Raw genomic sequence first — 12,702 nt, forward strand, 5'->3', positions numbered from 1 at the left:
AAGTAACGCGCCGGCGGCCGACGCTTAACCCAGCGAATGATAACGCCCGTTCTGATAGACCAGCGAGTAGCCGGAGCCGACGCGGATCGCCTCCACCTTGCCGATCACGATGACATGGCTATGCCGTTCGATCGCTTCCTCAATGGTGCAGTCGATCGCCGCGACAGCATCCTCAAGAATGGGCGCGCCGCTCGCCAGCCGGGTCCATTCAGCGCCGCGATAACGATCCGCACCCTTCAGGCCGCCGATGCCGGCAAACTGGTTGGCGATGAACTGATGGTTGGGGCCGATGATGTTCACGGCGAGATGGCCGAAACGCTGCACGACCGGCCATGTGGACGAGGAGCGATTGAGCGCGACAAGAATTCTGGGGGGATCGACCGACAGCGCCGTGGCCGAGGTTACGGTCGCACCCGTTCGGGCCTCCCCTTCCCCCGCCGTGATCACGCTGACGCCGCCGCCCAGTGTTCTCAGCGCCGCCTTGAGGCTGTCGGCATCCGGAGCCTTGCCGGCAACGGGGTCACGGAGATTGATGAATTGTTGATCCTTGGCCGCATATTGCAATGTCATCGGTGGCTCCTGAAAAAGCTGATTTGTTCAATAGCTAACAGCGGCGATAGGGTGGGAAACAGGCACCTTTTTCCATAATGACAAAATTCTATAGAAATAATGTTTTATATGCTTCTGCGCCGTTGCAGCCTGCCGCAGGATACGAGGCGGAAGAAGAATGGCCTGCCTTTCGCAGGCCATTCAGGACCCGGATACAAGCTTGACGTTGCCGCCATGGCCACCGCCGCCAAAGACCTGCTTCGTTCCGAATGACGAGCGGATCTGATCGCGCGGTCCGCCGAGCCCGATTTCCGGGAACAACAGTTCGGAAACGCGATAGGCTTCCTCGAGATGAGGATAACCGGACGCAATGACGGTATCGATGCCGAGCGCCTGATATTCCCGCAGTCTCGCCGCAACCGTCTTAGGCGAACCGACCAGCGCCGTGCCGGCGCCCGAACGGACGAGCCCGATGCCCGCCCACAGGTTCGGGGAAACCTCGAGCCGGTCGCGTCGGCCGTTGTGCAACGCCTGCATCCGCGCTTGCCCGACGGAATCCGACGCTTTGGAGAATACTTCCTGAGCAGACGCAATGGTCTCGTCGGAGAGCTTCGAAATCAGCCTGTCGGCATCGGCCCAGGCCTCCTCGTCGGTTTCACGCACGATGAAATGCAGGCGAATGCCGAAGGTTACCTCGCGGCCCTTTTTGGCGGCGGCCGCACGTACCTTGGCGATTTTTTCAGCGACCTGTGCCGGCGGCTCGCCCCAGGTGAGATATTTGTCGGTGATACCAGCCGAAAACTCGATGCCGGCATCGGAAGAGCCGCCGAAATAAAGCGGCGGGCGCGGCTCCTGTACCGGCGGCAGGCCGAGCCTTGCGTCCACCGCCTTGATATATTTGCCGTCCAGGCCCCCCTTGCCGGTTTCGATCAGTGAATTGAAAACCTGGAAGAACTCGTCGGCATGGTCGTAACGTTCGTCATGCGGCAGGAAAATGCCGTCGCCGCCCAGTTCCTGCGCGCTGCCGCCTACCACGATGTTGAGAAGCAGCCGTCCATGGGAAACACGATCAAGCGTGGAGGCCAGCCGGGCATAATAGGCGGGTGACGCGACGCCCGGACGGATGGCAACGAGGAATTTCAGCTTCTCGGTATAAGCCGCAAGATTGGCCGCGAGAATAAAGGATTCCTCGCAGGCGACGCCGGTTGGAATGAGCACGCCGGAATAACCCAGCCGATCGGCAGCCTGCGCGATTTCGCGAAAATAGCCGGGATCGGCAGGACGCGCGAGATCGTCGGAGCCCAGATAACTACCGTCGCCCGACGAGGGAATGAACCAAAGAAAATCGAGGGGTTTGTCGGCTGTGCTCATCGGCTGGTCCTTTGCAATCCGCCCTTCGGGCAATGCGTTCTGATGATAAAGGGTAGCCAATTCCCCGGCGCGTTTAAGAAATTTTGTTCCAATTTCCATTCGGCATGGAGAGTTTCTCTCCCGGATAACCCGCCCTGCGAAGCGAAACGAAGCCTCCGCCAATAGCCGTCAGAAGACCGGGTAAAGGCCGAGCATTGCAAAATTCATTTCGCAGATCTCTTCCCGCTCGAGTTCGAGATCGCTTTTTTCTCGCCTTATGCGTCCGGAATGGTCCAAGGGATGAAGGCTGACCTGTTCCTCGTCACGCGGCTGACGCCGGGTCAAACCGAACAGATCGAAAGTAAACGCATGAAGTCCCTGCGGCATGTGCGCCTCCTTTGCTCTACTCACTCCATCCTCAGGCGATCATCCAAAATCGTCAATATTTTCGATAAAATTACCATTCTATAATTAGAGGATCATCGGCAAATGTGGACCAACCTTGCGGCGTGAGGGAAAAAATCCGTTTCCGACGGCCAATGGCAGTACATGGACCGCAAACGACCACTCTTCTCTTCAAAAATACGCATCACTGAGCGCACTCAGTGTGTTGGACCTCGATCGGGTCCCCGCCTTTGCGGGTGCGTTACCCATCTCCAGCCGTTCGAGCAGAGCATAACCCTCGGGCCATCGTCCGTAGCCGCTGGCAATATTGATATGCCCGACGGCGCCGAGATTGATGAGATCGCTCCCCCACAGGCTGGCACTGCGCGAGAGCTCTTCGGCATCCATGTAGGGATCGTTCATACTGCCCACGACGAGGCTCGGAAAAGCAAGCGGCTGCTGCGGAAATGCGCCGAACCGCACAATACAGGGATGCATCGCCTCCACGCGGTCGAGATGAGCGGGTGCAACCAGAAGCGCGCCCCTGATCTTGGCGGCGGAGGGTCGAGACGCCATATTCGCCACCAACAGGCAACCGAGGCTGTGGGCGACGACATAAGCACTTTCGACGGTCGCCAGCGCTGCCTCCAGACGGTCAAGCCAGTCGTCGAGAACCGGGCATTGCCAATTGTCCTGATCAACCAGTTGGGCATCGGGATCATCCAGCAACCAATGTCGCTGCCAATGCCCTTCATCCGAACCATTCAGGCCAGGAACAATCAAGGTGGTACACATGCCTGCTCCGTAGGTTGTGTGCGAGTGCACCAAGCATGGTGAATTTTATGATTCCAGTCGACTATGGCCTTGCTCACCTTTTGGATGCACGAGGAAAAACGATCCAGACAAATCCGATAGTTCAGAAAATACGTTCTCGGTCCCCAAGATAATGTCCGTCAGAGGAAATCATTTCCTCAAATTTTTTATATAGAAAATATGTGCAATTTAGGCTTCGCAGACGGAAAGCTTTTCCTCTGCCGGACAACAAAAGAAACGTCGCTGCTTCGCCGCGCCGTCGCCGCTTTGCCATTCTCGCACGTGGGTAGGCTTGCGCTTCCCGTAGCCCAAGTGGCAGAGGCCGGGCTTTGGCAGAGCCGCTCCGCCGCACCACAAACGAAAATTCAGGCGGATAATGTGAGCAGCACGAGCGAATTTCTCTGGTACATCCCCAATGACGTCAAACCCGGTCACCGTGGCGATGCCGTCAGCGATAATCACAACAGTCTCGACACGTTGACGGGCCATGCCAGGGCGCTTGAAACCCATGGCTGGAAAGGCGCGCTGGTCGGCACGGGTTGGGGAAGACCCGACACGTTCACGGTGGCGGCGGCGCTTACTGCGCGCACCACCACATTCGAACCGCTGATCGCCATCCGCCCCGGCTACTGGAAACCGGCCAACCTCGCATCGGCAGCCGCCACCCTCGACCAGCTTTCGGGTGGCAGGGTCAGGATCAACATCGTCTCCGGCAGGGATGAGCTTGCGGCCTATGGCGACGATGAAGGCGATCAGGCGCAGCGTTATGCCCGCACGAAAGAATTCATGCGGCTGGTGCGGCGGCTCTGGACGGAGGAAAACGTCTCGTTCGAAGGTGAGCATTTCCGGGTGAAGAACTCCACTGTCCTGCCGCGCATCGCGCCGCGCGAAGGCAGGCCGCATCCCAAACTCTATTTCGGCGGCGCTTCCGAAGCAGCCGAGCAGGTTGCCGCAACCGAGGCCGACGTGCAGCTTTTCTGGGGAGAGCCGCTCGCCGGTGTGCGTGAGCGGATAGAACGGCTCAGGTACCTCAGTGAAACGCTCGGCCGCGATCTGCCGCCGCTGCAATTCGGCCTGCGGATCACCACGCTGGTGCGCGAAACGACCGCCGAGGCGTGGCGCGATGCGGAAGCAAAGGTTGCCGAGATGGCCGCAAACAATGGCGTGCGCTGGAACGACCATCTTCAGGCAGTCGCAGTCGGCCAGCGCCGCCTTCTGGACTTGCACCGGCAGAGCGACGTGCTGGACGACAATCTTTACACCGCTCCGGGCAAATTTGGTGGCGGCGGCGCCGGGACGACCTGGCTTGTAGGATCAGCGGAAGATGTCGCAACGTCGCTCAAGAAGTATCGTGCGTTGGGGATCACCCATTTCGTGCTGTCCGATACGCCCTATCTGAAAGAAATTGAGCGGCAGGGCGACAGGCTGCTGCCGCTGCTGCGGGATTGATGCGGTGAAGCTGCCGGGCGACCCTGCTGGAACAGGGCCGCCCAATGCCTTCTCCGGTCAGCCGCCGGCTGCCTTGATGCTCTGGCGGCCAAGGATCGTGCGGATCATATGGCTCTGCGGCGCATGCGCCCGTGCCGTGATGGCATCGCGGTGATGGCGCTCAAGATTGTAGTCCCGGCGCAGGCCGCGATTGCCGCCCAGTTCCAGAGCCAGATCCGTCACCGCCACCGCATTGTCAATCACGACCTGGCGAACGGCCAGTGCATCGGTTCCCACTCTCTCCCCCACATCGATATCCCGGGCGACGGAGGCAAGCAGGCGTCTGTTCGCCGCCAGCAATACTTCGATCTGACCGAGACCTTCCTGAATGCGGGGGATGGAGGACAGCGGTGCCCCGAGACTCGCCGGAACATGGCCATTAAGATGGCGCAGCAGATCGTCCCGCGCCGAGAGCGCGACGCCGTGATAGACGGAAGCCAGCAGCACGAAGAAATTGTAACCGTCCACTTCATCGCGCCGCAGCGGCTCATCCGCCGGTTGCTCGGCCACGATATCGGCAAGTGGCACCCTGACGTCCTTCAACACCAGATCATGACTGGCGGTGGCGTACATGCCGGTCGCTTCCCATGCCTTTTCCTGGGTGATTCCAGTCGCGTCGAGAGGAACCAGAAGCTGGATGAGGCGCGGCGTCTCTTCCGTCGTCACGGCGAGCACGATCGCCCATTTCAGGCCCGGCAGGCCAGTCACGAAGCTCTTGCGGCCGTTGACGACCCAGACATCGCCCTCAATTCGCGCCGTTGTTTCCGGCAGGCCGCCATGGGCCGGCGAACCGACACCCGGCTCTGCCTGCGCGTTGTTGACGAGTGCCAATTCCCGGCCATTGGCGGCCAGCACCCTTGCGGCCAGTGCCGCCGGCCACTTGCCGCGCCGGATCGCGGCATGGACGCTATAATGCATGGCGAGGATGAGAGCGGTCGATGGATCGCCCTTGGCGATGGCTGTGATGACGGCATGGGTCGTTTCCATGCCCTCGCCCCAGCCGCCATCCTTCTCAGCCGTGACAAGACCGAGCAGTCCTGATTTGAAAAGCGCCTCGAAATTACCCGCAGCGAATTCACCGCTTTTGTCATGGTCCGCAGCCGTCAGGCTGAAATCTTCGGCCAGCGCGGTTGCCACGGCGACCGGATCGGCTCGCTGCGCCGGCGCGTTCGGAACGGCGGAAAGTGCGACGCTCATGCCACCACCCTTTCATTCGCCGTAACGAAACGATCATCGATCCAGTTCTCAAGATTGAAGTCGTTTTCGAGAAAGCCCCACTGGTGCAGGAAGTCCTTGTAATGGCCCACGGCACCGACAAGGTCGGCATCAAGGCCAAGGCCAAGATGGCGGTGAACCTCCGCGCCGTTGGCGGCCAGAACCTGCTCTTCGGTCGCGCCAGCCTCACGCGCGATGAAACGACGCGTCTCCTCGGGGTGCTGCTCCGCCCAGAGCGAGGCTTTGCCGATGGCGGCAACCAGCCGCTCGACCAGATCGGGACGCTCATCGGCAAGCCGCCCATCCACCGTCAACACCCGGGGTGAACCGGAATTGATGCGTATCTTCGGATCGGAGTGAAAACCGAACTCCGCCACCTGCACCGCACCGATCAGGTTCGCGGCGGCGATGCCAGCCGTTCCCTTGACAAAAATCGCATCGACCTCGCCCCGCAGGAGCGCGATGATCTCTTCGCCGAAAGATTGCCGGCGCTTCAGGCCGAACAGCGACGGCCCCTCCTGCGAGGCGAGCACCGAATCCTTGATAACAATATCTGTGAGTTCGATATCCCCGACCTTCAGCCCTTCCAGCGAGAGCGCCGAAACGATGCCCTTCAGCGCCGTCGCCCGCATGAAATCGACGATGCCCTCCGGCCGGCGCGGCACGCCGAAACGGCGACCGACGAGATCGGCAAGCGAACGGATACCGGTTTCCGGCAGGGTAATGATCGCCTGAAACTCATCCGTCCACGTCACCCCGATGAGACGCGTATTGCGCCCTTCCGAGCGGGCACGGATGGGCGGCACATTGCCGCCATGGCGGAACGACCATTCCAGCGTGTGGTTGAAATGGCTCTGGCGAACGGAGCGGTCAGGTGAGTCGATGATGGATTTCAGCGCTATGCCGGCCTCTTTGAAGGTCTGCTCGAGATAACCCAGCTGCGCCGCGAGCCCCACTGGCGTGGGCACCGGGCAGCGTGTGTACCAGATTTCAGAAAGTGTCGTGCTCATGGAATGGCCTCAATGAAACGATGGCACCGGAAAGCGAAGCTGCGGCGCCCGTCGGCTGAAGGGAGACATCCCGGCCCGCCGCAAGGGCGAGCCGGGCCTGGTGAGACGATCAGGATGCGGCGATATGCGCGAAGGCGAGGCTTCCCGCCACACCTTCGGCACCGATGGTGTGATCGGCGATACGCTTGTTGTAGATGGTGATTTCAGGTGCTGCGACGATGTCGATGGCCGGCACGTCCTCGACGAGGATCTGCTGGATCTCCTTCCATTGCGCGACGCGCTTGTCGGGATCGATCTCGATGGCGGCCGCTTCAAGAAGTGCATCCACCTTCGGATTGCTGTAAGCCGCGCCATTGGAGAAAGGCACGCCCTTCTTGAAGTTCTTTGACCAATAAAGCCGCTGCACACCCACGGTCGGATCGAAGAGATTGCTCATGCCCTCATAGGCAAAATCGAAGTCGCGATCCGTATAGATACGCTTGGTGTAGGTGGCGAAGTCCTGCGTGCGCACCGTCACATCAACGCCGACTTTCGCCAGCGCCTGGCGAATATAATCTGCGCCGCGCGGATAGGCCTCGGTGCTCGGCACGTAATCCAGATTGAGCTTGAAACGGATGCCATCGGCACCGCGCTTGTATCCGGCCTCATCGAGCAGCGCTTCGGCGGCCTTCAGATCGATCGGATAGGTCTTCAGATCATCCACGAACCATTTCGTGAGCTTCGGATTGATTGGCCCGGTGATCGTCGCGCCGTAACCATAGTTGACGGTGTTGAAGATGACGTTGCGGTCAATGACATGCGCGAAGGCGCGGCGGACACGGACATCCTTAAAGACATCCTTTTCAAGGTTGAACTCCACGCGGCTGATCGAGTTGGTATATTGATAGCCATTGGTCTCGAAGCCGAGGCTCGGAAGCTCCTTCAAACGGTCGAGATCGCTATAGGCAACCGGGGTGCTAGGCGCGAGATCGATTTCGCCGGTTTCAATGGCAATCGCGCGGGCGGAAGCATCAGGAATGAAGCGTACGATGAGCTTGTCGAGATAGGGGCGCGGCGCATCCCAATAATCGGCATTGCGCTCGAAAACGATATGGCTGCCGCGTACCCATTCCTTGAACTTGAACGGGCCGGTGCCAACGGGTGCGAGATTGACCGGGTTTTCGGTCACTTTCGTCCCTTCATAGAGGTGTTTCGGCACGATCGGCGTTTCAGCGGCGGCGAGCGCTGTAATGAGGTAGGGCGCGGGCTTGGAAAGCACCAGCACCGCCGTCAGCTCGTCCGGCGTCTCGACGGCAGTCAGATTGAGGAATGTGTTGCGGCCGCGCGGATGCACTTCCTTGATGGTGTTGATGGAGAACGCCACATCGGCGGATGTGAAGGGCTTGCCGTCGTGCCATTTAACGCCGGGTCTCAGCTTGAAGGTGTAACGCAGGCCATCCGCGCTCACATCCCATGATTTTGCCAGCAGCGGCTTGGGATTGAGATCGAAATCATAGGTCAGCAGACCCTCGGTGACCTTCGGTGATATATAGACGGAATTATAGGCCGTGTGCGCAATCGTCGTCAGCACCGGCGGTTCCGACGAGATAAGCAACGTGGCTGTTCCGCCACTTGCGGGCTCTGCCGCGCGAAGCTTCAGCCCAGGCAAAGACACCACGCCAAGGGCGACCGACGCCAGCAGAAATCCCCGCCGCGTCGTCTGGTTGAAAACAGTCATGCGATACCCTCTCCTTGATTGAACCGGCAAAAAACCGGCGAAACTGAACTCTTGCGCTTGGGAAGAAGTTTGTTCCTCGGACGAGAACGAGATTGGGATAGTGAACCAACCATTCTCACAAATAGGAATTATCTTTTCTTTAAGGCGCGATTTTCCGTAAATTTCAGAAAATAATTCTATTACTCTTTGACAAATTCCATAAAATTAGTCAACTAATGTCCGTGCCTTCACCGGCGGATTTATGTTTTAACGATTGCGGACTGGAGCCGATGTCAAATTCGAAAAGGATTTTATCGCAGGCGAAACGGGTGGCCATTCAGGCCGTCCCGACGGTTCTCGGTATCGTCATTCTGAACTTCTTCCTGCTGCAGTTAGCGCCGGGCGATGCCGCAGATGTGCTGGCTGCGGAAGCGGGTTCGGCGACCGTCGAAACCATGGCGGAAATCCGCAATCGTTTCGGGCTGGACCTGCCGGTCCTGCACCAGCTGATGAATTATCTCGGCAATCTCGCCCAGTTCAGCCTCGGATTTTCGCCGCGCTACGGCATGCCGGTGGCTGATCTCATCGGCCAGCGCCTGCCGGGCACGCTTGCCTTGATGGGCGCGGCGCTCGGCATTGCGATTTTCGTCGGCGTGTTTCTCGGCTCGATCATGGCCCTTTTTTCCGGCAAGCTGCCGGATCGGATCATTTCCATCGGCTCGCTGATCTTTTATTCCGTACCCGGTTTCTGGATCGGGTTGATGCTGATCCTTACCTTTTCGGTGAAGCTCGGCTGGCTTCCCTCGGGCGGCGACAGCACCATTGGCAGCAGCCTCACCGGGTTTTCCGCCCTGCTGGACCGGCTGCGCTATATTGTCCTCCCCGCCCTGTCCCTGGCACTTTATTTTCTGGCGATCTATGCCCGCCTCACCCGCGCGGCGATGCTGGAGGTGAAGTCGCAGGACTATGTGCGCACCGCTCGTGCCAAGGGCGTTTCACCGATCAGGCTGACCACACGCCACATTCTGCGCAATGCGCTGATCCCCATCACAACCATGGCCGGCATGCATATTGGCGGCCTGCTTGGTGGTGCTGTCGTGGTCGAAACCGTCTTCAGCTGGCCCGGCCTTGGCCGCCTTGCTTTCGAAGCCGTCATGGCGCGGGATTTCAGCGTTCTGCTCGGCATTCTGCTTCTCTCCTCCCTCGTCGTTATCATCGTCAATGCAGCCGTGGACCTGTTGCAGGCATGGCTTGACCCCCGCATTGGAGAAAGCCGATGAATTCCTCCCATACATCAGCGGTTCTCGACACGGCCGAACTCGGCGCTGAAGAAACCAGCCCCAAACCGAAGAAGCCCGAAGAAAAGACCTGGCCCTATATCCATGCGCCGGATGCGCTCTCGGCCCGCTCCGTTTCCGTGCCCCGGCGCGGCCTGCGGCGGGAACTGAAAATCTTCCTCACCAATCCCAACGCCATCGTAGGGCTGCTGTTTCTCGCGACCGTCATCGTTACCGCGCTGATCGCCCCCTTGATCTATCCCGGCGATCCCCTGGAAATGGTGGCCCGCCCGTTCCTGTGGCCCGGCCAGAACGCGGCCTATCCGCTTGGCACAGATTCCATGGGCCGGGATGTTCTGGCAGGCATCGTGCATGGTGCGCGCATCTCGCTCACCGTCGGTGTCGTGGCGACACTGATCGGGCTCACCATCGGCATCGCCGTTGGCGCTTTCGCCGGTTATTTCGGCGGCATCATTGACGATATCCTCGTCAAGCTGATCGAAATCTTCCAGACCCTGCCGAATTTCGTCCTGCTGGTCGTGCTCGTCGCCATCGCCCAGCCTTCAGTCACCACGGTCACCTCGGCGATCGGCATCATCACCTGGCCACTGGTGGCACGCCTCACCCGCGCCGAATTCCGCGCCATCCGCGAGAAGGACTACGTGCTTGCCGCGCGCAGCCTCGGTTACGGCCATGCGCGCATCGTGTTTCAGGAAATCCTGCCCAACGCGCTGCCGCCGATCATCGTCACCTCCTCCGTCATGGTGGCGGGCGCAATCCTCATGGAAGCAGCACTTTCCTTCATGGGCCTTGGTGACCCCAACCGCGTTTCCTGGGGTTCGATGATCGGGTCTGGCCGCGATGTCATCCGCACCGCCTGGTATCTGACCGCCCTTCCCGGCCTCGCCATCGTCTTCACCGTCATTTCGCTGAACCTCATCAGCGATGGCCTCAACGATGCGCTCAACCCCCGTTTTTCGGAAGAACGCCGATGAGCAAACTGATTGAAGTCCATGATCTCTCCGTCAGCTTCGGCTCTGCCCAGCCCGTCAAAGGCGTCAGTTTCGATGTCAGCCCCGGTGAAATGCTCGCGATCGTCGGAGAGAGCGGCTCGGGCAAATCCCTGACGGCGCTCGGCCTGATCGGCCTCCTGCCCTCCCACGCCAAGACGGGCGGGCGGGTTCTGCTCGAAGGGCGCGATCTGCTGCCGCTTTCGGAAAAACAATGGCGCGGCATTCGCGGTCGCGATATCGGCATGATCTTTCAGGAGCCTATGACCTCGCTGAACCCGGTTCTGACTGTTGGCGAACAGATCATCGAGGTGCTGCGTATCCATGAGAAGATCGACCGGCATCAGGCCCGCAAACGGGCCATTGAGCTCCTAGACCTCGTCAATATTCCCGATGCCAGCCGTAGAGTGGATGATTATCCGCACCAGCTGTCCGGCGGCATGCGTCAGCGCGTGATGATCGCCATCGGCGTTGCCTGCAATCCGAAACTGCTGATCGCCGACGAAGCAACGACGGCGCTCGACGTGACGATACAGGCGCAGATACTCCAGCTGCTCGACAATCTGCGCCGTGATCTCAACATGGCCGTCATCCTCATCACCCACGATCTCGGCATCGTGGCGCAATGGGCGGACCGGGTGATGGTGATGTATGCCGGACGCAAGGTGGAGGAAGGGCTGCCGGAACCGGTTTTCTCCAATCCCTACCACCCCTATACGCGTGGCCTGCTTGCCGCCTCGCCGCGCGCCGAAGACGGCCAGCACTATCGCGATGGGCCGCTCATCGAAATTCCCGGCTCCATCGTTTCCGCCACGGGGGAACGCGGCTGCGCCTTCCGGCCGCGCTGTCCGAGCGCCCGCGGCTTCTGCGGGCAGTATGTACCACCGCTGAGGCAGATTTCAGACGGCCGTTACGCCGCCTGCCCCTTCGTTGCTCCAACATCTCAGGAGATACCCAATGGCGCTCTTGTCGGTGCATAGTCTTTCCACCCATTATACGGGCGGACGCGGCACGGTGCGCGCCGTCGATGACGTGTCGCTCGATATCGAGGCGGGTGAAACCGTTGCCCTGGTGGGCGAATCCGGTTGCGGCAAGTCTTCGCTCGGCAAGTCCCTGATGCGTCTGGTCGAACCGTCTTCCGGCAGGATCACCTTCAAGGGTGCGGATGTGACCGCAATGACATCGTCCGAACTGCGCGGCATTCGCCGCCGCATCCAGATGATCTTTCAGGATCCTTTTGCCTCGCTCAATCCCCGCCAGACGGTGCGCACCATCCTTACCGGGCCGTTGAAGGTGCACGGCATAGGAGACCGGGCGCGCCAGCGGGAGATCGTTGAAGCCATCGTCGCGCAGGTGGGCCTGCCGGCGGATTCACTCGACCGTTATCCGCATGAATTCTCGGGCGGCCAGCGCCAGCGTATCGGCATTGCCCGCGCACTTGTTCTGGAACCGGAACTGGTCGTCTGTGACGAGCCGGTCTCGGCGCTCGATCTGTCGATACAGGCGCAGATTCTCAATCTTCTGGTGGAGATGAAGAAGCGGCTTTCGCTGTCCTATCTCTTCGTCTCGCACGACCTTTCCGTGGTGCGTTATTTTTCCGATCGCGTGCTGGTCATGTATCTCGGCAAGATCGTCGAAAGCGCGCCCACATCGGAACTCTGGGCATCCCCGAAACACCCCTATACCCGCGCGCTTCTCGCCGCCGTTCCGGATCCCGCCCGCCGCAAGCAGGCGGCCCCCATTTCGGGCGATCTGCCGAGCCCGCACAATCCGCCATCCGGCTGCCGGTTCCATACACGCTGCCCGCTCGCCACCGATCTCTGTCGCGAAAAAGCACCTGACTATACCCTTTTCGGCAAGAACCACGCCGTGGCCTGCCACCATGCCCAATAAACTGAAGGAGCAACCAT

Annotated in this window: 12 protein-coding genes; 5 read left to right on the forward strand and 7 right to left on the reverse strand. The window is 60.1% G+C overall.

Annotated features, from left to right (window positions below; genetic code table 11):
* Nucleotides 1–24 precede the first annotated feature (24 nt).
* The 4 genes from EYD00_RS15925 to EYD00_RS15940 all read right to left on the reverse strand — a co-directional run bounded on the left by EYD00_RS15925 (nt 25) and on the right by EYD00_RS15940 (nt 3,078).
* A complete protein-coding gene (locus EYD00_RS15925) occupies nt 25–570 on the reverse strand; it encodes a flavin reductase family protein (protein ID WP_004445459.1) in 546 nt (181 codons plus the stop codon).
* Between the two features lie 180 nt (nt 571–750).
* Nucleotides 751–1,920, reverse strand: a complete 1,170-nt coding sequence (gene ssuD / locus EYD00_RS15930; protein WP_022562886.1) for an FMNH2-dependent alkanesulfonate monooxygenase — start codon at nt 1,918–1,920, stop codon at nt 751–753.
* Between the two features lie 168 nt (nt 1,921–2,088).
* Nucleotides 2,089–2,286: a hypothetical protein gene (locus EYD00_RS15935; protein WP_004445462.1), complete on the reverse strand. Its 198-nt coding sequence runs from the start codon at nt 2,284–2,286 to the stop codon at nt 2,089–2,091.
* Nucleotides 2,287–2,475: 189 nt separating this feature from the next.
* Complete coding sequence (locus tag EYD00_RS15940; RefSeq protein ID WP_022562888.1) at nt 2,476–3,078, reverse strand: alpha/beta hydrolase; 603 nt, start codon at nt 3,076–3,078, stop codon at nt 2,476–2,478.
* A gap of 396 nt (nt 3,079–3,474) precedes the next feature.
* On the opposite strand from EYD00_RS15940, the gene EYD00_RS15945 reads away from it, so the two are divergent.
* Nucleotides 3,475–4,545: an LLM class flavin-dependent oxidoreductase gene (locus tag EYD00_RS15945; protein ID WP_034497593.1), complete on the forward strand. Its 1,071-nt coding sequence runs from the start codon at nt 3,475–3,477 to the stop codon at nt 4,543–4,545.
* Nucleotides 4,546–4,602: 57 nt separating this feature from the next.
* Here the strand turns inward: EYD00_RS15945 and EYD00_RS15950 are convergent, their stop codons facing one another.
* The 3 genes from EYD00_RS15950 to EYD00_RS15960 all read right to left on the reverse strand — a co-directional run bounded on the left by EYD00_RS15950 (nt 4,603) and on the right by EYD00_RS15960 (nt 8,526).
* A complete protein-coding gene (locus tag EYD00_RS15950) occupies nt 4,603–5,781 on the reverse strand; it encodes an acyl-CoA dehydrogenase family protein (protein WP_034497003.1) in 1,179 nt (392 codons plus the stop codon).
* A complete protein-coding gene (locus EYD00_RS15955) occupies nt 5,778–6,809 on the reverse strand; it encodes an ABC transporter substrate-binding protein (RefSeq protein WP_022562891.1) in 1,032 nt (343 codons plus the stop codon). Before EYD00_RS15955 ends, EYD00_RS15950 begins: the two co-directional genes overlap by 4 nt.
* Nucleotides 6,810–6,918: 109 nt before the next feature.
* Nucleotides 6,919–8,526 carry an ABC transporter substrate-binding protein gene (locus tag EYD00_RS15960; protein WP_004445472.1) on the reverse strand — a complete coding sequence of 536 codons (1,608 nt, stop codon included), beginning with the start codon at nt 8,524–8,526 and terminating at the stop codon, nt 6,919–6,921.
* A 269-nt stretch (nt 8,527–8,795) separates the two neighbouring features.
* Between EYD00_RS15960 and EYD00_RS15965 the strand changes: the two genes are divergently transcribed.
* The 4 genes from EYD00_RS15965 to EYD00_RS15980 are packed head-to-tail and all read left to right on the forward strand — an operon-like array spanning nt 8,796 to nt 12,685.
* On the forward strand, nt 8,796–9,785 hold the full coding sequence (locus EYD00_RS15965; RefSeq protein WP_004445474.1) for an ABC transporter permease: 990 nt from the start codon (nt 8,796–8,798) through the stop codon (nt 9,783–9,785).
* Nucleotides 9,782–10,777: an ABC transporter permease gene (locus tag EYD00_RS15970; protein WP_004445477.1), complete on the forward strand. Its 996-nt coding sequence runs from the start codon at nt 9,782–9,784 to the stop codon at nt 10,775–10,777. The genes EYD00_RS15965 and EYD00_RS15970 overlap by 4 nt, the downstream gene beginning before the upstream one ends.
* Nucleotides 10,774–11,772 (forward strand): ABC transporter ATP-binding protein, encoded by a 999-nt coding sequence (locus tag EYD00_RS15975; RefSeq protein ID WP_006698434.1) that lies wholly within the window; start codon nt 10,774–10,776, stop codon nt 11,770–11,772. Before EYD00_RS15970 ends, EYD00_RS15975 begins: the two co-directional genes overlap by 4 nt.
* Nucleotides 11,750–12,685 carry an ABC transporter ATP-binding protein gene (locus EYD00_RS15980; RefSeq protein WP_006698435.1) on the forward strand — a complete coding sequence of 312 codons (936 nt, stop codon included), beginning with the start codon at nt 11,750–11,752 and terminating at the stop codon, nt 12,683–12,685. The genes EYD00_RS15975 and EYD00_RS15980 overlap by 23 nt, the downstream gene beginning before the upstream one ends.
* Nucleotides 12,686–12,702 lie beyond the last annotated feature (17 nt).

It is taken from the genome of Agrobacterium sp. 33MFTa1.1 (assembly GCF_004328495.1).
Taxonomy (GTDB): domain Bacteria; phylum Pseudomonadota; class Alphaproteobacteria; order Rhizobiales; family Rhizobiaceae; genus Agrobacterium; species Agrobacterium pusense.

What these genes read in the sequence shown, in the direction of transcription:
- EYD00_RS15925 (WP_004445459.1), bottom strand. Translation starts at nt 570, where the DNA reads ATGACATTGCAATATGCGGCCAAGGATCAACAATTCATCAATCTCCGT.
- ssuD (WP_022562886.1), bottom strand. Translation starts at nt 1,920, where the DNA reads ATGAGCACAGCCGACAAACCCCTCGATTTTCTTTGGTTCATTCCCTCG.
- EYD00_RS15935 (WP_004445462.1), bottom strand. Translation starts at nt 2,286, where the DNA reads ATGCCGCAGGGACTTCATGCGTTTACTTTCGATCTGTTCGGTTTGACC.
- EYD00_RS15940 (WP_022562888.1), bottom strand. Translation starts at nt 3,078, where the DNA reads ATGTGTACCACCTTGATTGTTCCTGGCCTGAATGGTTCGGATGAAGGG.
- EYD00_RS15950 (WP_034497003.1), bottom strand. Translation starts at nt 5,781, where the DNA reads ATGAGCGTCGCACTTTCCGCCGTTCCGAACGCGCCGGCGCAGCGAGCC.
- EYD00_RS15955 (WP_022562891.1), bottom strand. Translation starts at nt 6,809, where the DNA reads ATGAGCACGACACTTTCTGAAATCTGGTACACACGCTGCCCGGTGCCC.
- EYD00_RS15960 (WP_004445472.1), bottom strand. Translation starts at nt 8,526, where the DNA reads ATGACTGTTTTCAACCAGACGACGCGGCGGGGATTTCTGCTGGCGTCG.
- EYD00_RS15965 (WP_004445474.1), top strand. Translation starts at nt 8,796, where the DNA reads ATGTCAAATTCGAAAAGGATTTTATCGCAGGCGAAACGGGTGGCCATT.
- EYD00_RS15970 (WP_004445477.1), top strand. Translation starts at nt 9,782, where the DNA reads ATGAATTCCTCCCATACATCAGCGGTTCTCGACACGGCCGAACTCGGC.
- EYD00_RS15975 (WP_006698434.1), top strand. Translation starts at nt 10,774, where the DNA reads ATGAGCAAACTGATTGAAGTCCATGATCTCTCCGTCAGCTTCGGCTCT.
- EYD00_RS15980 (WP_006698435.1), top strand. Translation starts at nt 11,750, where the DNA reads ATGGCGCTCTTGTCGGTGCATAGTCTTTCCACCCATTATACGGGCGGA.